The following is a 25124-nucleotide window of genomic DNA, read 5'->3' as shown; positions in this document are numbered from 1 at the left end:
CCGCATCACGCCTTCGCGCCGTTCAAGGGATCGTGTTCGTGCGAGAGCACTTCCGCCACCGCCTCCGCGTTGTTGCGCGCGCGGCGACCGCGTTCGGCGTAGAACTCGTCCGGCTTGCGATCCAGCAGGTCGTACACCACCGGGATCACCACCAGTGTCAGCAGGGTGGAGACCAGCAGACCGCCGATTACCGTGATCGCCATCGGCGCACGCACTTCCGCGCCCTCGCCGAAGGCCAGCGCCAGCGGCAGGAAGCCGAACACCGCGCACAGCGTGGTCATCATGATTGGCCGCAAGCGCGAACGCGCGCCTTCGACCAGCGCCTCGCGCTTGGGCACGCCCTCCTCGCGCAACTGGTTGACCTTGTCGATCAGGATGATCGCGTTCTTCACCACCAGGCCGACCAGCAGGATCAAGCCGATGAACACCACCACCGACACCGGCGAACGAGTCAGCAGCAATGCACCGACCGCACCCACCAGCGCCAACGGGATGGTGAACAGGATGACGAACGGGTGCAGCAGCGATTCGAACTGCGAGGCCATCACCAGGTAGACCAGGAAAATCGCCAGACCGAACGCAAACAGCAGCGAGCGGATCGATTCGCCCAGTTCCTGGCCCTGCCCACCGATGCGCATGTCGATGTCGGTGCCCAGCGGGTTGGCCTGCACCATCGACTGCACTTCCTTGATCGCGGTACCCAGATCGACGTCGCGCAGGTTGGCAGAGATGATGGCGACGCGATGCTGGTCGGCGCGATGGATCTCGCTGGGACCGGTGGTCGAGATGACCTGCGCCACCGACGCCAGTTCCACCGGCGCGCCGTTACCTGGATTCACGATCAGGCGGCGGATATCGTCCACCGACGCACGGTCGCTTTCCTGCGCGCGCACCAGCACGTCGATCTTGCGGTCGCGGAAGCTGTAGCGGGTGGCTACTTCACCCTTCACCTTCTTCACTACGGCATCGGCGATCTGGCGCGTGGTCAGGCCCAGCGCGGCGGCGCGGTCCTGGTCGAACACGATCTGGATCTCGGGGAAGCCCTGCTCCACCGTCGACTTCACGTCGGCGTAGTGCGGGTTCGCGCGCAGCATCGCGGCCAGCTTGGCACCGGCGACGCGGATCGTTTCAAGGTCCGCGCCCTCCACCTCGATTTCCAGCGGCGGCGACAGGCTGAACAACTCCGGCCGGCTGAAATCCACCTGCGCCGACGGATAGGCCTGCATGGTCTTGCGCAGGGCTTCGGTCAATGGCGCCTCGGCCTTGTTGTCGGTCATCACCACCGACAGCTTGCCGATGTTCTCGCCGCTCTCGGTCGGGCTGGCATCGAGGCGTGTACCGGTGCCGGACACGCCGTACAGCACGCGCACGCCATCGTCCTTCGCGTGCTGGGCCTGCACGTCGCGGATCAAGGCATCGGTCTGCGCCAGCGGCGTGCCGGGCGGCAACTTGGCGGTCATGTCGAAACGATCCTGCGCCAGTTGCGGGATCAGGTCGGTGCCGAGCAACGGCACTACCGCCATGGTCAGCGCGAACGCGATCGCCGCCGCCAGTAATACCGGCGTGGGCCGCTTCAATGCATTCGGCAGGATGCGCAAATAGGTGCGTTCGGCACGCGCGTACGGCGCCATCGCCAGGTCGCTGGCCTTACGCATGACCGGACCGACGATGGCCGCGATGCCGCGCCATGCGCGGATGATCGCCCACGCAATGCCGAAGAACAGCCCGCGGAAGAACGCGCCGATACCGCGACCGGTGTAGGCCACCGGCTTCTGCCACTTCTTGCTCGGTTGCCACTGCGCATGCCGCGCTTCTTCCGGGTAGCCCAGCGGCGAGCGGCCCTTCAATGCGCTGAGCATCGGGATCAGGGTCATCGCCACCACCAGCGACACCGCGATGGCAATCGCCACCGTCAACGCCTGGTCGCGGAACAGCTGGCCGGCGATGCCCTGCACGAACACCAGCGGCAGGAACACGGCGATCGTGGTCAGTGTCGAGGCAACCACCGCCATGCTCACTTCACGGGTGCCGGCGATGGCCGCTTCGAGGATGCCCAAACCGCGTTCGCGTGCCTTGGCGATGCTTTCCAGCACTACGATCGAATCGTCCACCACCAAGCCTGTGGCGAGCGCGAGGCCGCCCAGCGACATCACGTTGAGGCTCAGGCCTAGCTGGCCCATGAAGAAGAACGTGGCGATGATCGAGACCGGCAGCGACAGCGAGATCACGAACGTGCTCCAGCCGTCGCGCAGGAACAGGAAAATGATCAGGATCGACAGCAGGCCGCCGATCACCGCATCCACCTTCACGTCGCTGATCGCGTTGCGGATGAACTGCGACTGGTCTTCGATGACGGTCAGCTCGATGTCGTCCGGCAATTGCTCGCGGATGGTCTTGAGCCGGGTTTCCAGCGCATCAGCGGTGGAGACCGTATTGGCGTCGCCTTCCTTGTAGATCGCCAGCTCCACCGCCTCGCGACCGTTGAGGCGGATGATCGCCTCGCGCTCCTTGTAGCCTTGGCGCACCTCGGCCACGTCCTTCAGGCGCAGCGGCAGGCTGCCGGTGGAAGCATCGCCACCGCCCTGCGACAACGCCGCCATCACCCGCGCATCACCACTGGCCGCGGCCAAGCGCATCGCCTGGTCGGTCGAACTGTTGCTCGCCGATGCAGTGCGCGTGGTGAGCAGCATGTTGCCGATCTCCTCCACCGTCGCGAACTGGTTGACCGTGCGCACCAGGTAACGCTGCGACCCTTCCTCCAGGCGACCGCCGGAGACATTGACGTTTTCCTGTTGCAGGCGATTGATCACGCTGTCCAGCGACAGGCCCAACTGGGCCAGCTTGCGTTGGTCGATGTCGACCTGCACCTCGTCCTCGAGGCCGCCGCCCACTTTCACCGCGGCCACGCCATCGACCGGTTCAAGTTTCCGCTTGAGATCGTCGTCGGCGAAGCGACGCAATTCCATCAGCTGGCGGATTTCCTCCGCATCGTTGGCACCTGCCGCGCCCTGGGCGGCATGCTTCGGCGACAGCGCCAGGCGCATGATCGGCTGGGTCGACGGATTGAAGCGCAGCAGCACCGGCGCCTTGGCGTCCAGCGGGAACTGCAGCGCCTCCATCTTGTCGCGCACGTCCAGGCTGGCCTGATCCATGTCGGTGCCCCAGGCGAACTCCAGCACCACGTCGCTCTGCCCAGTGCGGCTGATCGACTTCAGCTTGCGCACGCCCTTGACCACGCCGAGCGCTTCTTCCGCCGGCTGCGAGATCAGCGTCTCGATTTCCGCCGGCGCGGCACCGGTGTAATCGGTGCGCACGGTCAGGGTGGGATAGCTGAGGTCGGGCAGCAGATTGACCTTGAGGCTACCCAACGCGATCAGACCGAACAGCACCAGGGTCAGCGTCATCATCGCGATGGTGACGCGGCGACGCGTGGCGAATTCGACCAGGCTGAACCCGCCGGGCGAGACCAGCGGATCGTGGGTGCCTTGGTGCTGGTCCTGCGGACTCATTGCGCGGCTGCCTGCGGTGCCGCGGGAGCAGCAGCCTTCGCGCCGATCACCTGCACCGCGCTGCCTTCACGCAATGCGGCCTTGCCCGCCACCACCACCGGATCGCCTTCGCGCAGGCCTTCGCGCACCTCGACCCATTCGCCATCGGTATAGCCCAGCGTGAGCGCAGAGCGTACCGCCTTGTTCGCCTTCACCGTGTACACCGCCGGCGACGTGCCGTCTTCCAGCAACGCGGTGCGCGGGATCACCAGCGCATTCGCGCGCTGGTCGTATTCGATACGAATGCGACCGAACATGCCCGGCTGCAACAGGCCGCCGCCATCGAAGGTGCAGATCACCCGGAACGTACCGCTACCCGAATCCACCACCGGCGACACCCGGTCGATGTGGCCATCGAAAGTCTTGCCCGGCAGCGCATCGACGGCGAGTTGCACGCTCTGTCCTGCTTTCAGCGTTTCGATCTCGCGTTCCGGCGCGTTGAGCGTGGCCTCCAGGCGCGAGGTATCGACGATGGTGAAGATCGGCGTGTTGATCTGCACCAGGTTGCCCGGCTTGATGTTGCGCGCGGCCACCACGCCGGAAATCGGCGCCGTCACCGTGCCGTAAGACAGTTCAAGGCGGGCCAGGCGCAGGCTGGCGCGGGCGTTTTCAAGGTCGTAGCGCAACTGGTCGACATCGTTGACGCTGACCATCTTCTGCTCGACCAGTTGCGAGGCACGGCGATAGTTGGCTTCCAGCTTACGCACCTGCGCATCGGCCTGGGCTACCTGCAGCGTGGCGCGGTCGCGATCCATCTGCAGCAGCGGCTGACCGGCGCGCACCTGCTGGCCGACGTCGGCGAACACGCGCAAGGCGATGCCGGAGGTCTTGGCGACGACCTGCGACTCGCCGCGCGCCTCCAGCGGCGCGGTGCCCATGTAACTGGCAGCGATCGAGCGGCGGCTGGCCTTGGACACTTCCACCGGGATCGCCTCGGGGCCCTTGCTGGCCTCTTGCTTACCCTTGCCGTCCTTCCCCGGCGCGCCTTCGGCACCGCCCTTGCAGGCAGCAAGGCCCAGCGCCAAGGCCAACAGGCTCAGTCGGGCAAACGGAAGGAAGCGACCGGAGCGGGGGGCGGCGGCCGGAATCGTGTCGTGCATGGGAAAGAGCCTGATTGGTGTTGTAGTCAAGTATGTCACCTCCCGCATGAGGTACGTCATGCGCCGAAGGTCATGGGTCGGTCATCAATCCGCCAATGGCGCGCATGCCAATGGCGCGCATCTCATCGCTTGCATGGCACGGACGCATCCTGTCCGCACTGGCGCAATTCTTTGGTGGCGTAGGAAGAGACGAGTTCCCTCGTTATACTGGCGCGATTGCGTGTCGCCCATGCGTCATGCCTTCGCACTCTGGACTCCGGAAACTCCATCACCATGAAGCGACTGTTGCCGATCGCCGCCAGCCTGGCCCTGATCATCGCCGCCTCCGCCGCCGCGCAGGATGCCGCCGCTCCCGCCACGGATACCGCCACCGCGGCACCGGTTGCAGCCGAAGCGGCCGCAGCTCCTGCCCCCGCCGCCCTCAAGGGCGATGCTGCCCGCGGCAAGGGCCTGACCTACACCTGCCGCGGTTGCCACGGCATCACCGGCTACAAGAACGCTTATCCGAGCTACCACGTGCCGAAGCTGGGCGGGCAGTCGGAGACCTACCTCGGCAACGCGTTGAACGAATATCGCGAAGGCAAGCGCAAGCATCCGACGATGCAGGCGCAGGCGGAGAGCTTCTCCGAGCAGGATATCGCCGATATCGCCGCCTACCTGTCCAGCATCAAGTGAGCCGCGCCATGACCAAGACTTCCATGACCCTGCTCGCCCTCGCCTGCGCGCTGGCCCTGTCCGCCTGCAGCAAGCAGGAAGAACATGCCACCGAAGGCGCCGGCCACGAAGCCGAAGCAGCCCACGCATCCTCCTCCGCTGGCCTGCCGGCCGGTCACATCGAAGCCGGCAAGACGCTGGCCTCCACCAAGGGCGCGACCGGCCAGGCCTGCGTGGATTGCCACGGCGCCGACGGCAATGCACCGATCGATGCCACCTACCCGAAGCTGGGGGGACAGTACGGCGACTACCTCGCCCATTCGCTGCAGGCCTACCGTTCCGGCGCACGCGGCGGCAGCCCCACTACCGACCTGATGGCCAGCCAGGCCAAGGAACTGACCGACCAGCAGATTGCCGACCTTGGTGCCTACTTCGGCAGCGTCAACGGTCAGCTGAAGGACATGCACGGCGCGAACTGAGCCCGTCGCAGCACTGGAAACGAAAGGGGCCGCAAGGCCCCTTTTCGTTGCGTCAGGATGCGTCATCCTTACGGCTTCACGCTGCCGTTGTTCTTCCTGCAGGCCGGGCTTGAACGGGATGTCCGGCGCAGGCCGTGCCTGGGCTGGTTGCTCATTGACGTCATCGCTCACCGGCATGCAGCCTCCGCCCAGCGCCAGCAACGAGACGACGCATTGCAGGCGTCGATTGGTGCCGGGAATCGGGATCGAAACTTTCTTGATCCCCCTGCGTACCCATTCCTCCAGCAAGCTGCCTTGCGGAATCCAGTAGCGATCGAAGCGCGTGCCGCGGTATTCAAGCCCCGGCCGCTTCAGCCACGTGCCGGAGCGATCCACGTCGACCCCGCTCACTTGCGTCCACTCGTCGGACAAACGCGGACTGCCGTCAGCATTGAACAAGCCCGGCTTGCCATCGCCATCGCCATCGCCATTGCCGTTCTTGCCGCTGCCATTGCCGGTGCCAGCGACATTGCGTTTCGATGCGCCCCAATCATCGCTTTTCGCCGCCCCAGGCCAACCGCCAGGCGCAGGCTTGTTGGCGGAACCAGCTCCGCTACCGGTTGCAGCAATACCGCGCCCACCTTGTTCCGCCGGTTTCGCGCCGGCACCGGTACCGGTCGCCGCCTGACCTGCAGCGGGCGATGCCCCACGTTCGCCGCCCGCCCCGGCCTTGCCGGTATTGGCCTGCGCCGCAGTGCCACTGCCGGCTTGCGATGAAGGCGTCGGCGCCCCCCCTGGCGGCATCGGGATATCGCGTACTTCGCCACGCAATTGCGGCACCTGGATTTGCGCAGTGCGACTGGACTGGTTCGGCGCGCTGCGTGCCTGCACGGTCGCCATCCGCTGCGGCGCAGGCACGTCCAGCTCACGTGGTTGGTCGCGCAACTCCGGTACTTTGAGTTGCGCTTGCACCTGCTTTGGTTGCAGGATGCGTTGCGGCTGCTCGCGTAGCGTGGGGAGTTCCTCCACTTGCTGTCGCGGTTGTACGTCCTGGATCTCGATTTGCGGGCGCGACATGTCGATGGGACGCGGCGGCGGCAGCTGGAAAGCCTGCAGGTCCGGTGTGCGCACCACTTCACTGACCTGCAATGGCTGCGCTGCTTCGGCGACGGTGAGCGGTGTGGATTCATGTGCGAGTGGTGGCGCCTCGCTGCTCGCCGCGACTTGCGGCACCGCCATGGTTTCGATGGGCGCATCCGGCCTGCCGGTGGCGGGCGACGGCGATGCAGCATGTGCCTCCGGTGCACTGGCGGCCGGTGCCGATTCGGCACCCGCATTGGCGATCGCGCCGCCGCCTTCGGCGATATTGCCGCGCCCGATGAACTCCACCTGCACCGCCTCGTCCTCGGACTGCCGCTGCGGCAGCACCACGAAGTTCATGTACATCAGCCACAACAGCAAACCGACCAGCAGGAGGTGCAGGAGCACGTCGAACGTGCCCACGCCGATGCGCAGGCCACGTTCCTCGGCCTCGCTCGGCGCCCAGTTTTGCCGGAATAGGTGGCCGAATGCCTGCCACTTGCCCAAGTCCTTCGCTGCAGCACGCGGGATGTCGCGCAATGGCCGCTGCGCGAAGACATCCGCAAGCGACGAAGCCGATGCTCCCGCCGAATCCGCATTGACCGCCGGCATCGCATCCAACCAGCGTTGCCAGCCGGGCGGCATCTGGCCAGACGCCTCCGGGCGGTTGCTGAAACGCGTGCGCCGCTGGTTGAGCGCGGCGATGAGATCGGCGGCGAACGTCACGCGCGCCCGGATCCGTCAGGCCGCGTCGCGCGGCACGTAGGGCGCGTCGCCGGTGGCATGATCGGTCGCGTCGCGCACCGCGGTCACGCCCGGCACCTTCTCCATCAGCGTCTTCTCAATGCCCTGCTTCAGGGTGACATCGGCCATGCCGCAGCCGTGGCAGCCGCCGCCGAAGCGCAACACCACCACGCCATCCGCCGTCACTTCCTGCAAGGACACATGGCCCTTGTGCTGGGCCAGCTGCGGATTGATCTCCTGCTCGATCATCCAGTGCACGCGCTCCACCAGCGATGCCGCATCACCCGGTGCCACACCCTTGATCTTCGGCGCGCGGATCTGCAACTGGCCGCCGGTTGCCTTGGCTTCGTAATCGATGGTCGCGCCGTCCAGGAACGGCACGCTGGCCGCATCCAGCCACAGGGTGAAGCCTTCGCAATCCACCGCCCATTCGTCGCCCGACAGTTCGCCCGTCTCGGCGAACTCCAGGCGCACGTCGGCACGTGGCGTACCGGGATCGCGTGCGGCCAAGCGCACGCCCAAGCCGGGAATGGCTTCGCGTTCGATCAACTTGCGGAAGTGGGACTGCGCGGCTTCGGATATCTGGATCATGCGGCTATTCTAGCCATCCCGCCGCGCCACGCGCCGCAGCATCCCCCGATCTCGACGCGCACGATGCCCGCGGTTCATGCGCACACGCAGGAGAACGCCGATGAACGACCTCATTCCTCTCGCCCAGGCCCGTTGCATGCCACGCCGGGGCAGCGAACATCGGCTCACCGACGCCAGCATCCGCGAATGGCTGCCGCAGATCCCGGAGTGGGAACTGGTCGAAAACGGCCATGCGTTGAGCCGGACCTTCACCTTCAAGGACTACTACCGGACGATGTCGTTCGTGAACGCGCTGGCGCACGTCGCCAACGCCGAAGACCACCATCCCGACCTCTCCGTGCATTACGACCGCTGCGTGGTGCGCTTCTCCACCCATGATGTCGGTGGCCTGAGCGAGAACGACTTCATCTGCGCGGCGAAGGCGGATGCGCTGGCGGGATGAGCGAGGGCACGGCCAACCAGGCGTATCTCGACGCGCATTTCCTGCGCCTGCATGCGATGGCCGAAACGGCAGGGATATCGCCCGCACGCTTGCGCGAACTGGTCGGTGCCGGCATGGTGCCCGCGCCTTCGTATGTGGCGACTGACTCGAAATTGATATCGGCCGCATTCGGAGCCCTGCCCTGCAGCGGACTGATTGCCGGCGACTACATGCATCGGGACATGCATAGCTGGATCGCCCTTGCGTTGGATGCCGTTGCGGAGCACGGCGAATCCGAGGCCAAGGCCGCCCTGCAACAGGCTTTCTCTACCGATATGCGCACGGCGCTGGTCGATCTGCATCGCGAAAGTATCTCCGCGCCGGACTGCTTCCATGCCGACGGAACTCCCGACGACGCCGCGCTCGACACGTGCATCGGCTCGCATTGGGACGCGCATCTGGAAGGCATCTTCGGGATATGCGTGCGACGTCCCGGGGACATCGCCACCATCGCCAACAAGGAAACCGCGCAGGCGATGTTGGGCAAGCTCACTGACTCAGGGACGCGACAGCAGTATTCCGCCAGCGAAGCGCTCGTGCTGCACGGACTGATCACGCGCTATGCCGAGGCCTGCGCGCCGTTCTCGCCGGTGGAATACCCGCGCACCAGCCGCAAGCGATATGTCGAAGACCTGCCGAAACAACTCGCCGGTTAGACCAACCGATCCAGCACGTCGATCAATTCCGGCGCCAGCGGCGCATTGAGCAGGTACGGCGCTTTGCCGCCGTCCAGCGCGAACTCCAGCGTCGAGGCATGCAGGAACAGGCGCTTCAAGCCGACCTGTTCGCGCAAGCGCTTGTTCACGGCTTCATCGCCATATTTGTCGTCGCCGGCAATCGGATGGCCGATATGCTGGGCGTGTACGCGGATCTGGTGGGTGCGGCCGGTCTCGATCCGCACTTCGCAGTAACTCTGCCCGCCGCGCCGTTCCAACACCCGGAAATGGCTGAGAGAGGGCTTGCCGTTGGCGTTCACCTGCACATGCCGCTCGCCACCCTGGCGCAGGCCGACGTGCAGCGGCGCGTCGACGCTCATCACGCCGTCCGGCATGCGTCCGGTGAGCAGCGTCAAGTAACGCTTGGTGATACCGGCACCGTGGTCCTCGCGCAACAGGGCCTGCAACTCGACCAGCGCCGAGCGCTTCTTGGCCACGATCAGCAACCCCGAAGTATCCCGATCCAGCCGATGCACCAGCTCCAGGGTGTCCTTCGGCCGCAGCGCGCGCAGGGTCTCGATAGCGCCGAAGGCAATCCCACTGCCGCCATGGCTGGCTACGCCGGAGGGCTTGTTCAGGGCCAGCAAGCGGGCGTCCTCGAACACGATCGCCGCATCCAGCGCGTCCATGAAGCCCTGCGGAGGCGTGCCTTTCTCGGCCGGATCCGGCAAGCGGAAAGGCGGGATCCGCACCTGGTCCCCAGCCTCCAGCCGGCGCTCTGCCTTGACCCGGCCCCCATTCACCCGCACCTGGCCCGATCTCAACAGCTTGTAGACCAGGCTACGCGGGGCCCCTTTCAGGTAGCCCAGCAGGAAATTGTCGATGCGCTGGCCATCGCGGTCCTCCATCACCCGGACGGTGCGGGCACCGTGGGTGGGGGCGTCAGGAGGGGTCGAATCGGTCATGCGGGCCTGCTCCTGTAAAGCCTGATCTGATACACTCGGGGGGCGATCTAAGGGTTTGATTTCGCTGGAAGATCACCACGGTCCGAGAAGACCGCACCGGCCGAAAGCCGGCCTTCCCCGCGATCCCCGCCGCAGTGTCGTTGCCACCGCCCTCGGGGCGGCCATGTTAACGGCTGCGCGGCAGACCCCACCATCGCCGGATGCACGGGCATCCGTGACGGAGCTGAACAACGCCCCGTGCGACGCGCCCCTCCTTCGGGAGACCGGTTGGCTGTCGCCGGCCCTGCAACATGATTTGAATAAGGAAAAAGCGCTCCCGCGGTTCGCCGTGGTGTTGCAGCGCTGGAAAACTTGGAGCGACGCGGCCTGCGCCAGCGCAGCCGAGGCGCTTGCGGTATCCAGAGGCGAAACGCCCACGGTGTTCCGCGTGCAGGTAGCGCGCGAGGAACGCCACCATGAAACGCATGCTGATCAACGCCACGCAGGCAGAAGAACTGCGCGTGGCCATCGTCGAAGGCCAGACGCTGTACGACGTTGACATCGAACAACCGTCCAAGGACAACAAGAAGTCCAATATCTACAAGGGCCGCATCACCCGGCTCGAGCCGTCGCTGGAGGCCGCCTTCGTCGAATACGGCGGCGATCGCCACGGCTTCCTGCCGCTGAAGGAAATCTCCCGCGACTACTTCCAGGCTGGCGTCGACCCGAACAAGGCCGGCCTGAAGGAACTCCTGCGCGAAGGCCAGGAAGTCGTGGTGCAGGTCGACAAGGAAGAGCGCGGCAACAAGGGCGCGGCCCTGACCACGTTCATCTCGTTGGCCGGCCGCTACATGGTGCTGATGCCAAACTCGCCCACCGCCGGCGGCGTCTCGCGTCGGATCGAGGGCGACGACCGCGCCGAGCTGAAGAAGGCGATGGATGCGCTCAACATCCCCGACGACATGGGCGTGATCATCCGCACCGCCGGCGTTGGCCGCGATGCCGAAGAACTGCAGTGGGACCTGGATTACCTGCTGTCGATCTGGAAGGCGATCGCCGAGGCCGCGCTGACCAAGCCCGCGCCGTTCCTGATCTACCAGGAGTCGCGCCTGATCGTGCGCGCCCTGCGCGACTACATGCGCTCGGACATCGGCGAGATCCTGGTCGATACGCCGGAGATGTACGCCGAGGCGCTGGACTTCGTCGAACAGGTGATGCCGCACAACAAGCGCAAGCTGAAGCACTACACCGACGACATCCCCCTGTTCAACCGGTTCCAGATCGAATCGCAGATCGAAGGCGCCTACGAGCGCACCATCCGCCTGCCTTCCGGCGGCGCGCTGGTGATCGACCAGACCGAGGCGCTGACCGCGGTCGACGTGAACTCGGCGCGCGCCACCAAGGGCGGCGACATCGAGGAAACCGCGTTCAACACCAACCTGGAAGCGGCAGAGGAAGTGGCCCGCCAATTGCGCCTGCGCGACCTGGGCGGCCTGGTGGTGATCGACTTCATCGACATGAACTCGAACAAGCACCAGCGCGACGTCGAGAACAAGCTGCAGAACGCGCTGAAGTACGACCGCGCACGCGTGCAGCTGGGCCGCATCAGCCGCTTCGGCCTGATGGAAATGAGCCGCCAGCGCCTGCGCCCGAGCCTGGGCGAAGCCAGCCAGATCGTCTGCCCCACCTGCGAAGGCCACGGCCGCATGCGCAGCGTCGAATCGCTGAGCCTGTCGATCATCCGCGTCGCCGAAGAGCACGCGATGAAGGACAACACCGGCCAGGTGCTGGTGCAGGCGCCAGTGGAAATCGCCAATTTCCTGCTCAACGAGAAGCGCAACGCCCTGCGCGAAATCGAACAGCGCCACGATGCGCCGATCGTGATCGTCGCCGACGAACAGCTGCACACCCCGCACTACGAAGTCACCCGCATCCGCGAGAACGAACTGGGCGAGGACACCGCGCGCCCCAGCTACCAGCGCGGCACCCCGCGCAAGCTGGCGACGATCGCGCTGACCAAGGCCCAGCTCAACATCCCGCCAGCACCGGTGGTGACCAACGTCAAGCCGGCGCAGCCTGCACCGCTGCGCGAGCCCAAGCCGATGCCGGTGGAAGTCGAACAGCGTCCTACTGCTGCGGCCGCACCGGTCGCGGTGGCCGCGACAGGCGGCATCATGGGTTGGCTGAAGTCGGTGTTCGCTGGCGCGCCTGCACCGGCATCGCAGCCGGTCAAGACCGAAGCACAAGTCAGCCGTCGCGAGGATCGCGGTAATCGTCGTGACCGCAATGATCGCGATGGCCGCGGCAACCGGAACGACCGCAGTGATCGTGGCAACCGCGGCAACGCGCAGAACGACAACCGTGGTGGCAACAAGCAGGCCGATGCGCAAAAGCAGCAACAGCCGCAGAAACAGCAAAAGCAACAACAACAGCCGAAGCAGGACAAACCGCAGCAGCAGGCGCAGAAGCAGCAACAACCGCAAAAGCAACAGCAACAGCAGCAGCAGCCGAAGCCGAAGCAGGACAAGCCGCAACAGGCGGCGAAGCCGGCACCAGCCGAGGCTGCCGTCGCCGCAGCCGCAACCACGCTTGCCGTTGTCGATGACACCGTGATCAACACCGCCATCGTGGCCGAACAGGCCGCTGCAACCACCACACTACCGGCACAAACCACAGGATCCGAGACCGCAAACGCGGCAACCGATGACGTCAATGGCGAAGGCGGTTCCAAGCGTCGTCGTGGCCGCCGCGGTGGCCGTCGTCGTCGTCGCGGCGCCGGTGAAGCCGCGGGCGCCGCCGACGAGCTGTTGCTGGATCAGGACGGTCCGCTGGACGAAACCCCAGCGGTAGACGGTTCGCAGCCGGAATTCGATTTCGACGATATCGAGGCGCCGGCGCCGGTCGCCGTCGTGCGCGAAACCGCCCAAGTGGTCGAGGCCGCACCTGCCGTATCTGCCGAACCCGAACCCGCCCGCATGCCCTCACCCGCCATCGCGGCGGTCGCCGCCATCGAAACGGCCGCGATCACGGCAGAAGAAGTCGCGCCAGCCACGGCCGCCATTGCAAGCGGACCTGCGATCAGCGAGCCGGTTGTCGAGACTGTCGCCGAAGCACCGCCGCCGATCACAGCCGAAGTCGTCGCTGGAGCCTCGCAGCCGACGCTGACAGTGGAGGAAACGGTCGTCGAAGCCGTTGAAATCGCGAAGGCGGATGCCGCGGAGGAAGTGATCGTGGCCGCCGAAACCGTCAGCGCCAGTGCCGCTCCGGAAAACGTCGTCATCGCAGCGGAAGACGCCGCTCCCAGCCGCGCCGAGCAGCTGCGTGGCCTGTTCGACACGGCCCGTGAAGATGCCGCCACTTCACCACTGCCGTCGCAGGGCGAAGCATCGACAGAAGCGAGCCGTAACGCCTGAGCGACCTGAACGGTGTGTCGACCGCGCCCCGTCAATGCATGGCGTGCGCGGGATCGGCCAATCCGTACTGGCTGACCAGCCGCGCCAGCGCGATGCTGTCGCGGATCGCGAGCTTCTCGAACAGCCGCGACTTATGCGTGTTGATGGTTTTCGCGCTGAGGTTCAAGCGCTTGGCGATGGCTTCCTGACGCATGCCCTGATTGAGCAGCAAGGCGACTTCCATTTCGCGCGGCGTCAACGCATCGAACGGCGAGACGCCCGCGTTGCCGACACCCGACAACGCCATCCCCTGGGCGATGGCATTGGCCAGGTATTTCTTGCCCCGCGACACGTCGCGCACAGCGCGCAGCAGTTCGGTCGCATCGCAGGCCTTGCCCACGTAGCCGGAAGCCCCCGCTTCGAGCAAGCGTCGCGGCATCGGGCCATCTTCGAGCACCGACACCACGATCACCTTGCTTCCGTAGTCGCCGCGTACCACCCGTTCGGTGACTTCGAGCCCACTGATGCCGGGCAGGTGCAGGTCGCACAGCACCACGTCGGGCCTGAGCTTGCGGATCTGCGGGAGGGCTTCTTCTCCGCTTTCGGCCTCGCCGACGACCTCGAGATCGACCTCGCGCCCCAGGATCAGCCGGAACCCGGCGCGCACCAGCGCATGGTCGTCGACGATGAAAACCTTGATGCTCATGGCAGCTCCCCCTGCTTGATGGGAACACGCTAACGAGCCAGCCCATCCCATCCAAGCAGGGTATGCCCCATCGCTGGGTAGGAAAAGTCCTACATCATGGGATGTGGCGGAGAGAGTGGGATTGACTCAGGTCATCCATGATCCTCGCCCTGCGGGCGGCTTCGCCGTTCAAATCGGCACTCCTGCCGATTTGTCGAACCCTTTGCCCATGCGACAATCAACGTACGGAAGCGTGGCCGAGTGGTTTAAGGCACCGGTCTTGAAAACCGGCGATGGGTCAAACCATCCGTGAGTTCGAATCTCACCGCTTCCGCCAATTCGACTCTGCCAACTTACGCCTTCTTCGTCTTCTTGCCCTTGCCCGCGCATTCCTCCTCGCTGCATTGCAGGCGCGCGGCATCGAGCAACGGCGGCAGCTTCTCGGCCAGATGGTCGATGAACACCCGCACCGCCGGCAGCAGGCCGCGGCGCGAGGCGAACACCAAGTGGGCGATGCCCTGCGGCAGCCGCCATTCGGGCAGCACCACTTCCAGCTCGCCGGCGCGCACGGCGTCCGCACACAGAGTTTCCGGCAATAGGGTGATGCCCATGCCCTGCTTGGCAAGCGCCATCAGCATCGGAAAATCGAAGCCAGCCACGCGCGGCTTCAGATCCACCCGTCGGGTTTCGCCGTCGCGCTGCAGCTCCCAGCGCTGGCGCGCCTCGTCTTCGCTCATGGTCAGGGTGACATGCCCGGCTAGGTCTTCCGGCACCTGCGGACGGCCGGCGCGATCCAGGTATTTCGGGCTGGCGACCAGTAGCTCCTGGATCTGGCCGAAGCTGCGCATCACCAGGCTGCCATCGTCGTCGAGCTTGTTGCGCACGCGGATGGCCACGTCGAAACCTTCGTTGATCACGTCCACGCGACGATTGCTGATGTGCATCTGCACCCGCACCTGCGGATAGCGCGCCAGGAATTCCGGAAGCAGTAGGGGCATCGACTGTTGGGCGATGCCGACTGGCACGCTCACCCGCACCACGCCGCGCGGCTCGACGCTGAGCCGATCCACCGCTTCGCGCGCGGCCTGCGCTTCGGCAAGCATCGACTGCGCATGCCGGTGCACGCTGGTACCGACATCGGTGACCGCGAAACGCCGCGTCGAGCGCTGCAACAGGCGCACGCCGAGTTCGCTTTCCAGTGCGCTGATGCGCCGGCTCAGCCGCGACTTGGGGATACCCAGAGCGCGTTCGGCCGCAGCGAAACCACCGTGATCAACCACGGCGGCGAAGTAATAGAGATCATTGAGATCTTGCATGGCGATAATTCCGTATATGGAACGTACCGTGATATTTAACCTAGTTTATTCCGAATATGCAACAGCGCAAAGTACGCCCCAACGCGGCACCACGCCGCCTGCAAATGGGGCATCCAATGAAACTCCTGCACCTCGATTCCAGCATCCTGGGCACCCACTCCGCCAGCCGCGAGCTGGGCGCTGCCATCGTCGCCCGCTGGCAGCGCGACGTGCGCGATCTTGAAATCGTCCACCGCGACCTGGCCGCGAACCCGCTGCCGCACCTGAGCGGCGCTTCGCTGGCGCAGGCCGATGCCGATGAAACCGCCACGGCGGCTGCGGTGATGGACGAATTCCTGTCCGCCGACGTGATCGTGCTCGGTGCGCCGATGTACAACTTCGGCATTCCCAGCCAGCTCAAGGCCTGGATCGACCGGGTGGCCGTGGCCGGCAAGACCTTTCGCTACACCGCCGAAGGCCCGCAAGGCCTGGCCGGTGGCAAGAAGGTGATCGTGGCCGCGACCTACGGCGGCATGCATCCGGCGGACAGCGGCCGCAATTTCGTCGAGCCCTACCTGCGCCAGGTGTTCGGCTTCCTTGGCATCGACGACATCGAATTCGTCAGCGCCGAAGGCCTGTCGGTATCGCCGGAACATCGCACGCAGGCGATCTCCGCCGCACATGCACTGATCGATGCCGAGCTGCCGCTGGCAGCCTGAACAGTTCGCGTTCCGCACCCTCCCCTGCGCTGGAACGCATCGGGCCCGCATTGCGGGCCCGATTTTTCATGCATCGAACAAACTCAGGAAATACGTTCGACGCCGCCCATGTAAGGCTGCAACGCTTCCGGCACATCGATGCTGCCATCGGCGTTCTGGTAGTTCTCCATCACCGCGATCAGCGCGCGGCCGATCGCCACGCCGGACCCATTGAGCGTATGCGCCAGCTCCGGCTTGCCGGTCGCCGGGTTGCGCCAACGCGCCTGCATGCGCCGCGCCTGGAAATCCCCGCAATTCGAGCAGGACGAAATTTCGCGATACGTGTCTTGCGATGGCAACCAGACTTCCAGGTCGTAGGTCTTGGTCGCGCCGAAGCCCATGTCGCCGGTGCACAGCAGCACCTTGCGGTACGGCAGGCCGAGTTTCTCCAGCACCACTTCCGCGCAACGGGTCATACGCTCGTGCTCCGCGTCGGATTCGTCCGGCTTGGCGATGGTGACCAGTTCCACCTTCTCGAACTGGTGCTGGCGGATGAAGCCGCGCGTATCGCGGCCGGCGCTGCCGGCTTCGGAGCGGAAGCACAGCGAATGCGCAGTCATCCGCAGCGGCAGGCTCTCGGCCTCGACGATCTCGTCGCGCACGATGTTGGTCAGCGGCACTTCCGAAGTCGGAATCAGGTAACGCTTGTGCTCACCCAGCTGGGTGGAGAACAGGTCTTCCTCGAACTTCGGCAACTGCCCGGTGCCGCGCATCGATTCGGCATTCACCAGCAACGGCACATTGGTTTCTTCGTAGCCGTGTTCGCCGGTGTGCAGATCGAGCATGAACTGCGCCAACGCGCGATGCAGCCGCGCCAGCTGGCCGCGCAGCACGGTGAAGCGTGCACCACTCAACTTGGCAGCGGTTTCGCCATCCAGCCAGCCGTGGCGGGCACCGAGTTCGACGTGATCCTTCACTTCGAAATCGAACGTGCGCGGCGTGCCCCAGGTCTTCTGCTCGACGTTCTGACTTTCGTCGCCACCCAGTGGCACCGAAGCATCGGGCAGGTTCGGGATGCCCAGCGCGATGGCTTCGATCTCGCCACGAAGTTCGTCCAGCCGGACTTCCGAAGCCTTCAATTCCTCGCCGAAACCGGCCACTTCCGCCATGACCGCGGACACATCCTCGCCCTTGGCCTTGAGCATGCCGATCTGCTTGCTGCGCGTGTTGCGCAGGTTCTGCAGCTCCTGGGTGCGGATCTGCAATTGCTTGCGTTGCGCTTCCAGCGATTCGAGGTGGCCGACATCGAGTTCGAAGCCGCGGCTGGTGCGCAGGCGTTCGGCGAGTTCGGCGGGATTGGCGCGCAACAGGGCTGGATCAAGCATGGACGGGACTTGCCGGGAATGAATGCGCATTATCGCCGATGCGCCGCGACGCTGCCCCGCGGCTTGGCAAAACTCTCACGCGGGCATGCCAGAATGCCCCTATGTCAGAGCCAACACCTCCGCGCCGACCCTTGTTGCCACCCCATTTGGTGAAACCACTGGCCATCGCCTTCGGCGTCGGCCTGCTGCTGTTCCTGTTGCTGTGGCTGGACCAGCGCAATGACAGCGATTTCTTCAAGGCCGGCGGCCCGACCACCAGCACGGGCGAGATCGAAACCCTGCCAGCGCCGGTGCCGGCGGACGTAGCCAGCGAGGACGGCACCGCCAGCGGCCTGACCATGCCACGCGAAGACACGCGGCCGGGGGTTCCCGAAACAGCCGACCAGCCCAGGATCATCGAACCACCGGCGCCGCCAGCGCCAGCACCCGCGCCTGCTGCGCCGGCTTCAGTGACGAGTACCGATGCGGTGCCGGTCAGCCGGCCCCCACCGCGCTATCCGCAATCGGCGATGCGCCGCAACATCGGCGGCACGGTCCGCGTGCAGGCAACGGTGGCACCGGATGGCAGCGTGGAACGGCTGGAACTGGCCGCAGGCAGCGGCAACCGTGACCTCGACCGCGCGGCGATGGAAGCCGTGCGCCGCTGGACGTTCAGGCCGGCGACGCGCAACGGCCAGCCGGTGGCATCCACCGTGGTCGTGCCGCTGGAGTTCAACCCGGGCCGCTGATCGGGGCCTGCTGCATCCGTGGCGGCGCTTTCAACGTATCTCCTGCAAGTCCGCAGGAGTAAGCGATGCAAATCCAACGATTGGCGACCGGCCTGCTTTTGCTGTCGCTGCTGCATTGTGGCCATGCCGCAGGCAGCGGTACCGATATCAAGAGCTACACCGGCAATGCCTACGACAGCGGCGGGCGACTACTCTACCGGGAAACGCATTTCATCCAGGACGGGTCGCGCCTGATCCTGTATCGCTGCACCGACGGGCGCGCCTTCGCGCGCAAGAACGTGGAGGGCGACGGCGCAGCACCGAACTTTGATTTCTCCGATGGCCGCGATGGCTATCGCGAGGGCGTGCGCAACACCGGCAACGTGCGCGAGGTGTTCTGGCGTGATGGTGCGGACAAGCCACTGAAGCAAACCGCCGTGGCCAAGACAGGCGCCGTGGTGTTCGATGCCGGTTTCGACGCGTACGTACGCCAGCATTGGACGGCGCTTGAACGTGGCGATGCCTTGCGGGCCCGCTTCCTGGTGCCAAGCCGCCTCGGTGCGATCGGCATTCGCTTGCAGCAGCGCGAGGGCGCGCCGGCCGGCTTCCTCGATCTCGGCATGCGCCTGGATGCGTGGTACGGCTTCGCGGCACCGGAATTCCGCCTGCGCTATCGCAAGACCGGCCGTTGGCTGTCGCGCTTCGAAGGCATCGGCACCATCCGCAACGCCGCTGGCAGCTACCCGAAATTGCGCATCGAGTTCCCGGATGCGCCGGTTGTCGTCCCCCTCTCCGCGCTGCAATCCGCGCGCAATGCAGCGCTTGCATCGAGCTGCGGGGCGGGCATGTGAACGCAGAAGCAAGCATCTCCTTCACACCGTGGTCATTGCCGCGCCAGCGCCGGGCATGGCATAAGAGCCCATATTCCCGTTGGAAACAGGCGCAGCGGATCACGGTTCGCAAGCGCAACACCTGCATGAACGCAAACGCCACGGCACTGGATGCGGACAACAGCCACGATGCCGTCGCGGCACTGCTGTTGCAGGTCGCGCATGGCAAGCGCGACGCGTTCGAAACCCTGTACGTGGACACCTCCGCGACCCTGCTCGGTATTTGCATGCGCGTGCTGCGCGACCGCGAGGAAGCCGAGGACGTGCTGCAGGAGGTCTACGTCACGGTCTGGGCGAAGGCGAATCAATTCGACCAGCAACGCGCGCGCGCGATGACCTGGCTCGGCAGCATCGCCCGCAACCGCGCCATCGACCGCGTACGTGCGCGGCCCACGCCGGCCCATCATGTGCCGATCGAGGATATCGAGCTGGCCGACGAAGATGCGCCCACGCCGGCCGCCGGCATCGATGCGGTGCGCGAACGCGCGCAGCTCGACGATTGCATCGGCCAACTGGAACCAAAGCGTCGCGGCCTGATTCGCACCGCATTCTTCGAGAACGTCACCTATGACGTGCTCGCTGCGCGCATCGATGCACCACTCGGCTCGGTGAAAAGTTGGATCCGCCGTGGCTTGCAGCAACTCAAGGCCTGCCTCGAAGGATGAGCGAACTTTCGCCCGTGCTGCCACCGATCGACGACGACGATCTGCTCGCCGGCGAATACGTCCTGGGCGTGCTGGATGCGGATGCGCGTCTCGGCGTGCAACGACGGATCAACGGGGATCCTGCTTTCGCGACGCGGGTATCGCAATGGGAGACCCGTTTTTCACCGTGGCTGCTGCGTGGCGAGAACGTGGAGCCGGGCAGCCACGTATGGCTGCGGATCCGCCGTGAGCTGGGTTGGCCCAGCGTTGAAGTGGCCGAACGTCGCGGGCTGTGGGACAACACGGGGTTCTGGCGCGGCGCGACCGCATTGGCCATCGCCGCCAGCGTCGCCGCGATCGCGATCGGCCTGCGTCGCCCGCCGATGCCGGCACCGTTGCCGCCAACGCAGGTCGTCGTGCAGGCACCGCCCTCGCAAGACGAAGCGGCCGCAATGCCCGTCACCGTCCTTGCGCAGGACGACGGCAAGGCTGGCTGGATCGCCCGTGTCGCCAGCGATCGCAGCAAGGTGCTGATGGTGCCGGTGCCACGCCCCGCCGATGCCGCTGGCAAGGCGAACGAGCTCTGGATCATCGTCGCCGGCAAGGCACCGCAGTCGCTGGGCTTCGTGTCCAACGACAAGGCGCACACCATCGAGATTCCCGCCGCCATCCAGGCCGAGTTTGCCGCTGGCGCAACGCTCGCGGTCACCCTCGAACCGCAGGCCGGAATCCCGCACGCGGCACCTACTGGCCCGATCGTCGCCAAGGGCGTGATCGCCATCATCTGACCTATCGCCCGTGGACGCGAAATATCGCGTCCGCTTGGTGCATCCATCGCTGCGTCAGTCCCGTACATCCAGTACAGGGACACGACAAGGATGCTCCATGCCGGCACCACCGCCACCCGCCGCCGCACCACCGACGCGCCTGAACCGCCTGTTGCACTGGATCGACACATCGATCGATGCCGGCGCGGAAGACCCGGCGCTCGACGACCGCATCGATTGGCTGCGTGCCCTGCCCTTCATCGGCATGCACCTGGCGTGCCTGGGCGTGTTGTGGGTCGGCGTGTCCGCGACGGCACTGTGGGTAGCCGCCGCGTTGTATGCGCTGCGGATGTTCGCGATCACCGGTTTCTACCACCGCTATTTCTCGCACCGCACGTTCCGCACCTCGCGACCCGTGCAGTTCGCGTTTGCCCTGCTGGGGGCAGCGTCGGTACAGCGCGGGCCGTTGTGGTGGGCGGCGCATCATCGCCACCACCATGTCCACGCCGATACGCAGCAGGATCCGCATACCCCGCGCAAGGGCTTCTGGCGCAGCCATGCCGGTTGGTTCCTGACCCGAGGCGGTTTCCGCACCGACACGTCGCGGATCGGCGACCTGATGCGTTACCCGGAACTGCGCTGGCTGGATCGCTATGACACCGCCATCCCGGTCGTGCTGGCGGCGTTGCTGTATGCAGCCGGCGCGGGATTGGAGCGTTGGGCTCCGGGACTCGGTACATCCGGGCCGCAACTGTTGGTGTGGGGTTTCTTCGTGTCCACGGTGGTGCTGTTCCATGCCACGGTGACGATCAATTCGCTGGCCCACCGCTGGGGCCGTCGTCGTTTCGAGACCCGCGACGATAGCCGCAACAACTTGTTGCTGGCCCTGCTGACCTTCGGCGAAGGTTGGCACAACAATCATCATTTCTTCCCGGGCAGCGCGCGCCAGGGCTTCCGCTGGTGGGAAATCGACCTGACCTGGTACGGGCTGCGGCTAATGCAGGCGCTCGGGCTGGTGCACGGACTCAAGCCGGTACCGGCCTGGGTGATCGCGAAGGCGCGTCGCTGACATGCGCATCGCCATCATCGGATCGGGCATCAGCGGGCTTTCGGCCGCGTGGCTGCTGTCGCGCCAACACGAGGTCGTGCTCTACGAGGCCGGCGATTACCTCGGTGGCCATACCGACACCCACGAAGTCGATGTCGATGGCCGCACGTTGCACGTCGATACCGGTTTCATCGTCCACAACCCGCAGCATTACCCTTTGCTGACGCGCTTGTTCGATCAGCTCGGCGTGGCCTCGCAACCCACCACGATGGGGTTCTCGGTGCAGGATGAGCGCACCGGGCTGGAATACAACGCGACCTCCCTGGACGGATTGTTCTGTCAGCGCCGCAACCTGGCCTCACCCCGCTTCCTCGGCATGCTGGCGGACCTGGTCCGCTTCTACCGCGAAGCACCGGCCTTGCTGGAGGTGCTGGACACCGGCCCCTCGCTGGGCGACTACCTGCAAGACAACCGTTATGGCGATGCCTTCCGCGACCAGCACCTGCTGCCGATGGCCAGCGCACTATGGTCGTCGCCGGCCGACCAGATCCTGCGCTTTCCTGCGAAATACCTGGTCCGCTTCATGGCCAACCACCACATGCTGCAATTGACCGGACGGCCCGAGTGGCGGGTGGTCCGCGGCGGTTCCCGCCGCTATGTGGAGGCAATGTCCGCGAATTGGAACGTGCAGGTACGGCTGTCGTCACCGGTGCGCGGCGTGATGCGCGACGAACACGGTGCAAGCGTGCGTTGCGATACCGGCACGGAGCGCTTCGACCAGGTCGTGATGGCTTGCCACAGCGATCAGGCACTGGCCTTGCTCGAGGACGCCGGCGACGTCGAGCACGAAATCCTCGGTGCGATCGCCTATCAATCCAACGACACCGTGCTGCACACCGATGCACGCCTGTTGCCACGCCATCGCAAGGCATGGGCGGCGTGGAACGCCTACCTGCCCGCGGACCCGGCGCGCGCCTGCACGGTGAGTTACTGCATGAACCTGTTGCAGGACCTGCCCGGCGACACGCCGCTGGTGGTCAGCCTGAACCGCACGCAGGACATCGACCCTGCACGCATCCTTGCCCGCCGCGCCTATCACCATCCGGTGTATACGCATGCCGCGGTCGCGGCGCAGGCACGCAGGCACGAGATCCAGGGCGTGCGCCGCACCTGGTTCGCCGGCGCCTACTGGGGCTGGGGCTTCCATGAAGACGGCATCCGCTCCGGGGTGGATGTCGCGCGCGGACTCGGCGTGGCCTGGCCTGCAACCAACGCAGCCGAGGCATTACCCACTCGCCACCACGCAACCTCGGTGCCGGCATGAGCGAACTGGCCAGCGCGATCTACGAAGGCAGCGTGCGTCATCGCCGATATGCGCCGCGCGCGCATGCGTTCGCGTATCGCATGGCGCAGTTGTACCTGGACCTGGATGAACTCGACAGCGTCTTCCGCGACCGCTGGCTGTGGTCGGTGGAACGCCGCAACCTGGCCGCGTTCCAGCGTCGCGATTTCCTCGGCGACCCATCGCAGCCGCTCGCGGACGCCGTGCGCGACCGCGTGCAGAACGCGACCGGCGAACGACCCGGCGGTCCGATACGCCTGCTCAGTCACCTGCGCTATGCCGGCTACAGCTTCAATCCGGTCAGCTTCTACTACTGCCACGACACAAGCGGTGCCTTGCACAGCATCGTGGCCGAAATCACCAACACCCCGTGGAAAGAACGGCATGCCTACGTGTTGCCGCTGGCAGATGCGGAGCGGCGCGGTCGCGCCCTGCATTGGGCTTTCGACAAGGCCTTCCACGTCTCGCCGTTCCTGCCCATGCAGCGCCGCTATGGCTGGTCCTTCACCGAACCGGGCAACGATTTGCGCGTGCACATGGATGTCAGCGATGGCAGCACGCGCGAATTCGACGCCACCTTGCAACTCGAACGCCAGCCACTGAATGCCGCCAGCCTGGCGCGCGTGCTGTGGCGCTATCCGTTGATGACCGCGCAGGTCGTCGGCGGCATCCACTGGCAGGCCCTGCGCCTGTGGCTCAAGCGCACGCCGGTGCACGACCACCCCTCACCACCTGGACTCACGCGATGAACGCCCTCGTCGACAAGACATCTGCCGCCAGTTTCGGCTCGCTCGACCGCTTCCTGCGCGCCCGCCTGTTGCGCCAACTGGATGCATTGCACGGCCGCGAGGTCATCCTCAACGATCCGCTTGGCCGCGAGCGGTTGGGACAAGGCACCGGCGCGCAACCACCGTTGTGGATCGAGGTACGCACGCCGGGCTTCTATCGCAGCCTGGCCGCGAACGGCAGCGTGGGCGCGGCGGAATCCTTCATGGCCGGCGACTGGGACTGCGGTGACCTGGTTGAGCTGGTGCAGTTGCTGGTGCGCAACCGCGACCTGCTCGATTCGATGGAGCGCGGCCCGGCGCGCCTCGGCGGCCTGGCCATGCGCGGCTGGAACGCACTGCGCCGGAATACCCGCGACGGCGCGCGTCGCAACATCGCCGCGCACTACGACCTTGGCAATGCGTTCTTCCGCCTGTTCCTGTCCGACGACCTCATGTATTCCTCGGCGTTGTACGCCGGCGAAGAGGATTCGCTGGATGCGGCGTCGACCCGAAAGCTGGAGCGCATCTGCGAAAAACTGAAGCTGGGCGTGGACGACCACGTGGTGGAGATCGGCACCGGTTGGGGCGGGTTCGCCGTACACGCGGCTCGCCATCATGGTTGCCGCGTCACCACCACCACGATCTCGAAGGAACAACATGCGCTGGCCTGCGAACGCGTAGCCGAAGCCGGCCTGCAGGATCGGGTGACCGTACTGCTCTCCGACTACCGCGACCTGCAGGGACAGTTCGACAAACTGGTCTCGATCGAGATGATCGAGGCGATCGGTCCGCAATACCTCGATACCTATTTCGCCACGCTGGGCCGCCTGCTGAAACCGGAAGGCCTGGCCCTGGTGCAGGCCATCACCATCGAGGACCATCGCTACGAACAGGCCGTGCGCACGGTGGACTTCATCAAGCGCCACGTGTTCCCCGGCTCGTTCATCCCGTCGATCACGGCAATGCTGGCGGCCAAGACCCGTGGCAGCGACCTAGCGTTGGTGCATCTGGAGGATTTCGGCCCCTCGTATGCCCGCACCCTGCACGAATGGCGCGAACGTTTCCTCGCGCGCCGCGACGAAGCACAGGCGCAAGGCTATGACGAGCGCTTCCTGCGCATGTGGGAGTTCTACCTGGCCTATTGCGAAGGCGGCTTCCGCGAGCGCTCGATCGGCGTGGCCCACCTGCTGCTGGCCAAACCCGGCTATCGCGGCGGCTCCTACCTGCCCGGCCTGCTGGAAGCCTGAG

General features: G+C 65.7%; 23 protein-coding genes, 1 tRNA gene and 1 pseudogene. 18 read left to right on the top strand and 7 right to left on the bottom strand.

Annotated elements, in window-relative coordinates:
* Positions 1-5: 5 nt before the first annotated feature.
* Together G7079_RS07425 and G7079_RS07420 are read right to left on the bottom strand one after the other, a co-directional pair.
* Entirely contained in the window at positions 6-3509 is a 3504-nt protein-coding gene (locus G7079_RS07425; protein ID WP_166056703.1) for an efflux RND transporter permease subunit, read from the bottom strand.
* Positions 3506-4648 (bottom strand): efflux RND transporter periplasmic adaptor subunit, encoded by a 1143-nt coding sequence (locus G7079_RS07420; protein ID WP_166056702.1) that lies wholly within the window; start codon positions 4646-4648, stop codon positions 3506-3508. Before G7079_RS07420 ends, G7079_RS07425 begins: the two co-directional genes overlap by 4 nt.
* Positions 4649-4921: 273 nt before the next feature.
* Between G7079_RS07420 and G7079_RS07415 the strand changes: the two genes are divergently transcribed.
* The 5 genes from G7079_RS07415 to G7079_RS07395 all read left to right on the top strand — a co-directional run bounded on the left by G7079_RS07415 (position 4922) and on the right by G7079_RS07395 (position 7606).
* Entirely contained in the window at positions 4922-5323 is a 402-nt protein-coding gene (locus tag G7079_RS07415) for a cytochrome c (protein ID WP_166056701.1), read from the top strand.
* An 8-nt stretch (positions 5324-5331) separates the two neighbouring features.
* Positions 5332-5781 (top strand): c-type cytochrome, encoded by a 450-nt coding sequence (locus G7079_RS07410; RefSeq protein ID WP_166056700.1) that lies wholly within the window; start codon positions 5332-5334, stop codon positions 5779-5781.
* 57 nt (positions 5782-5838) lie between these two features.
* On the top strand, positions 5839-6537 hold the full coding sequence (locus G7079_RS07405; RefSeq protein WP_166056699.1) for a hypothetical protein: 699 nt from the start codon (positions 5839-5841) through the stop codon (positions 6535-6537).
* Positions 6538-6789: 252 nt separating this feature from the next.
* Positions 6790-7320: a hypothetical protein gene (locus G7079_RS07400; RefSeq protein ID WP_166056698.1), complete on the top strand. Its 531-nt coding sequence runs from the start codon at positions 6790-6792 to the stop codon at positions 7318-7320.
* Between the two features lie 19 nt (positions 7321-7339).
* Positions 7340-7606 carry a hypothetical protein gene (locus tag G7079_RS07395; RefSeq protein WP_166056697.1) on the top strand — a complete coding sequence of 89 codons (267 nt, stop codon included), beginning with the start codon at positions 7340-7342 and terminating at the stop codon, positions 7604-7606.
* Here G7079_RS07395 and G7079_RS07390 read toward each other — a convergent pair.
* Positions 7582-8175, bottom strand: a complete 594-nt coding sequence (locus tag G7079_RS07390; RefSeq protein WP_166056696.1) for an NfuA family Fe-S biogenesis protein — start codon at positions 8173-8175, stop codon at positions 7582-7584. The genes G7079_RS07395 and G7079_RS07390 overlap by 25 nt on opposite strands.
* 100 nt (positions 8176-8275) lie before the next feature.
* Between G7079_RS07390 and G7079_RS07385 the strand changes: the two genes are divergently transcribed.
* Together G7079_RS07385 and G7079_RS07380 are read left to right on the top strand one after the other, a co-directional pair.
* Positions 8276-8617 (top strand): 4a-hydroxytetrahydrobiopterin dehydratase, encoded by a 342-nt coding sequence (locus G7079_RS07385; protein WP_166056695.1) that lies wholly within the window; start codon positions 8276-8278, stop codon positions 8615-8617.
* Positions 8614-9312 (top strand): DUF6058 family natural product biosynthesis protein, encoded by a 699-nt coding sequence (locus G7079_RS07380; RefSeq protein ID WP_166056694.1) that lies wholly within the window; start codon positions 8614-8616, stop codon positions 9310-9312. The genes G7079_RS07385 and G7079_RS07380 overlap by 4 nt, the downstream gene beginning before the upstream one ends.
* Here G7079_RS07380 and G7079_RS07375 read toward each other — a convergent pair.
* Complete coding sequence (locus G7079_RS07375) at positions 9309-10220, bottom strand: RluA family pseudouridine synthase (protein WP_240906279.1); 912 nt, start codon at positions 10218-10220, stop codon at positions 9309-9311. The two genes, G7079_RS07380 and G7079_RS07375, sit on opposite strands and share 4 nt — an antisense overlap.
* Before the next feature lie 512 nt (positions 10221-10732).
* On the opposite strand from G7079_RS07375, the gene G7079_RS07370 reads away from it, so the two are divergent.
* Positions 10733-13669: an Rne/Rng family ribonuclease gene (locus G7079_RS07370; RefSeq protein WP_166056692.1), complete on the top strand. Its 2937-nt coding sequence runs from the start codon at positions 10733-10735 to the stop codon at positions 13667-13669.
* Positions 13670-13700: 31 nt separating this feature from the next.
* Here the strand turns inward: G7079_RS07370 and G7079_RS07365 are convergent, their stop codons facing one another.
* On the bottom strand, positions 13701-14354 hold the full coding sequence (locus G7079_RS07365) for a response regulator (protein WP_166056691.1): 654 nt from the start codon (positions 14352-14354) through the stop codon (positions 13701-13703).
* A gap of 226 nt (positions 14355-14580) precedes the next feature.
* Between G7079_RS07365 and G7079_RS07360 the strand changes: the two genes are divergently transcribed.
* Positions 14581-14670 (top strand) — tRNA-Ser (locus G7079_RS07360).
* Between the two features lie 64 nt (positions 14671-14734).
* On the opposite strand, the pseudogene G7079_RS07355 reads toward G7079_RS07360, so the two are convergent.
* Positions 14735-15649: pseudogene (locus tag G7079_RS07355) on the bottom strand (LysR family transcriptional regulator); the annotation flags it as partial.
* Between the two features lie 116 nt (positions 15650-15765).
* Between G7079_RS07355 and G7079_RS07350 the strand changes: the two are divergent.
* Positions 15766-16347, top strand: a complete 582-nt coding sequence (locus tag G7079_RS07350; RefSeq protein ID WP_166056689.1) for an NAD(P)H-dependent oxidoreductase — start codon at positions 15766-15768, stop codon at positions 16345-16347.
* 83 nt (positions 16348-16430) lie between these two features.
* Here G7079_RS07350 and serS read toward each other — a convergent pair whose 3' ends face one another.
* Complete coding sequence (gene serS, locus G7079_RS07345; RefSeq protein ID WP_166056688.1) at positions 16431-17711, bottom strand: serine--tRNA ligase; 1281 nt, start codon at positions 17709-17711, stop codon at positions 16431-16433.
* A gap of 149 nt (positions 17712-17860) precedes the next feature.
* On the opposite strand from serS, the gene G7079_RS07340 reads away from it, so the two are divergent.
* The 8 genes from G7079_RS07340 to G7079_RS07305 all read left to right on the top strand — a co-directional run bounded on the left by G7079_RS07340 (position 17861) and on the right by G7079_RS07305 (position 25123).
* Positions 17861-18439, top strand: a complete 579-nt coding sequence (locus tag G7079_RS07340) for an energy transducer TonB (protein WP_240906138.1) — start codon at positions 17861-17863, stop codon at positions 18437-18439.
* A 65-nt stretch (positions 18440-18504) separates the two neighbouring features.
* Positions 18505-19269, top strand: a complete 765-nt coding sequence (locus tag G7079_RS07335) for a hypothetical protein (protein ID WP_166056686.1) — start codon at positions 18505-18507, stop codon at positions 19267-19269.
* A 125-nt stretch (positions 19270-19394) separates the two neighbouring features.
* The gene (locus G7079_RS07330; protein WP_166056685.1) at positions 19395-19973 is read left to right on the top strand and encodes a sigma-70 family RNA polymerase sigma factor; all 579 of its coding nucleotides are present in this window, start codon (positions 19395-19397) and stop codon (positions 19971-19973) included.
* The gene (locus G7079_RS07325; protein ID WP_166056684.1) at positions 19970-20740 is read left to right on the top strand and encodes an anti-sigma factor; all 771 of its coding nucleotides are present in this window, start codon (positions 19970-19972) and stop codon (positions 20738-20740) included. The genes G7079_RS07330 and G7079_RS07325 overlap by 4 nt, the downstream gene beginning before the upstream one ends.
* Positions 20741-20837: 97 nt before the next feature.
* On the top strand, positions 20838-21788 hold the full coding sequence (locus tag G7079_RS07320; protein ID WP_166056683.1) for an acyl-CoA desaturase: 951 nt from the start codon (positions 20838-20840) through the stop codon (positions 21786-21788).
* Between the two features lies 1 nt (position 21789).
* Positions 21790-23091 carry an FAD-dependent oxidoreductase gene (locus G7079_RS07315; RefSeq protein WP_166056682.1) on the top strand — a complete coding sequence of 434 codons (1302 nt, stop codon included), beginning with the start codon at positions 21790-21792 and terminating at the stop codon, positions 23089-23091.
* Positions 23088-23858 carry a DUF1365 domain-containing protein gene (locus G7079_RS07310; RefSeq protein WP_166056681.1) on the top strand — a complete coding sequence of 257 codons (771 nt, stop codon included), beginning with the start codon at positions 23088-23090 and terminating at the stop codon, positions 23856-23858. The genes G7079_RS07315 and G7079_RS07310 overlap by 4 nt, the downstream gene beginning before the upstream one ends.
* Positions 23855-25123 (top strand): cyclopropane-fatty-acyl-phospholipid synthase family protein, encoded by a 1269-nt coding sequence (locus G7079_RS07305; protein WP_166056680.1) that lies wholly within the window; start codon positions 23855-23857, stop codon positions 25121-25123. Before G7079_RS07310 ends, G7079_RS07305 begins: the two co-directional genes overlap by 4 nt.
* Position 25124: the final 1 nt, after the last annotated feature.

It is taken from the genome of Thermomonas sp. HDW16 (genome assembly GCF_011302915.1).
Classification (GTDB): Bacteria; Pseudomonadota; Gammaproteobacteria; order Xanthomonadales; family Xanthomonadaceae; genus Thermomonas.
The sequence above is the reverse complement of the archived record's forward strand: the minus strand, read 5'-3'. Positions and strand labels throughout refer to the sequence as shown.

Excerpts from the sequence above, each read along its gene's own strand:
- G7079_RS07305 (WP_166056680.1), top strand. The coding sequence starts at position 23,855 with ATGAACGCCCTCGTCGACAAGACATCTGCCGCCAGTTTCGGCTCGCTC.
- G7079_RS07390 (WP_166056696.1), bottom strand. The coding sequence starts at position 8,175 with ATGATCCAGATATCCGAAGCCGCGCAGTCCCACTTCCGCAAGTTGATC.
- G7079_RS07325 (WP_166056684.1), top strand. The coding sequence starts at position 19,970 with ATGAGCGAACTTTCGCCCGTGCTGCCACCGATCGACGACGACGATCTG.
- G7079_RS07310 (WP_166056681.1), top strand. The coding sequence starts at position 23,088 with ATGAGCGAACTGGCCAGCGCGATCTACGAAGGCAGCGTGCGTCATCGC.
- G7079_RS07380 (WP_166056694.1), top strand. The coding sequence starts at position 8,614 with ATGAGCGAGGGCACGGCCAACCAGGCGTATCTCGACGCGCATTTCCTG.
- G7079_RS07335 (WP_166056686.1), top strand. The coding sequence starts at position 18,505 with ATGCAAATCCAACGATTGGCGACCGGCCTGCTTTTGCTGTCGCTGCTG.
- G7079_RS07330 (WP_166056685.1), top strand. The coding sequence starts at position 19,395 with ATGAACGCAAACGCCACGGCACTGGATGCGGACAACAGCCACGATGCC.
- G7079_RS07350 (WP_166056689.1), top strand. The coding sequence starts at position 15,766 with ATGAAACTCCTGCACCTCGATTCCAGCATCCTGGGCACCCACTCCGCC.
- G7079_RS07425 (WP_166056703.1), bottom strand. The coding sequence starts at position 3,509 with ATGAGTCCGCAGGACCAGCACCAAGGCACCCACGATCCGCTGGTCTCG.
- G7079_RS07375 (WP_240906279.1), bottom strand. The coding sequence starts at position 10,220 with ATGGAGGACCGCGATGGCCAGCGCATCGACAATTTCCTGCTGGGCTAC.
- G7079_RS07315 (WP_166056682.1), top strand. The coding sequence starts at position 21,790 with ATGCGCATCGCCATCATCGGATCGGGCATCAGCGGGCTTTCGGCCGCG.
- serS (WP_166056688.1), bottom strand. The coding sequence starts at position 17,711 with ATGCTTGATCCAGCCCTGTTGCGCGCCAATCCCGCCGAACTCGCCGAA.
- G7079_RS07415 (WP_166056701.1), top strand. The coding sequence starts at position 4,922 with ATGAAGCGACTGTTGCCGATCGCCGCCAGCCTGGCCCTGATCATCGCC.
- G7079_RS07405 (WP_166056699.1), top strand. The coding sequence starts at position 5,839 with ATGCGTCATCCTTACGGCTTCACGCTGCCGTTGTTCTTCCTGCAGGCC.
- G7079_RS07365 (WP_166056691.1), bottom strand. The coding sequence starts at position 14,354 with ATGAGCATCAAGGTTTTCATCGTCGACGACCATGCGCTGGTGCGCGCC.
- G7079_RS07420 (WP_166056702.1), bottom strand. The coding sequence starts at position 4,648 with ATGCACGACACGATTCCGGCCGCCGCCCCCCGCTCCGGTCGCTTCCTT.
- G7079_RS07370 (WP_166056692.1), top strand. The coding sequence starts at position 10,733 with ATGAAACGCATGCTGATCAACGCCACGCAGGCAGAAGAACTGCGCGTG.
- G7079_RS07320 (WP_166056683.1), top strand. The coding sequence starts at position 20,838 with ATGCCGGCACCACCGCCACCCGCCGCCGCACCACCGACGCGCCTGAAC.
- G7079_RS07410 (WP_166056700.1), top strand. The coding sequence starts at position 5,332 with ATGACCAAGACTTCCATGACCCTGCTCGCCCTCGCCTGCGCGCTGGCC.
- G7079_RS07385 (WP_166056695.1), top strand. The coding sequence starts at position 8,276 with ATGAACGACCTCATTCCTCTCGCCCAGGCCCGTTGCATGCCACGCCGG.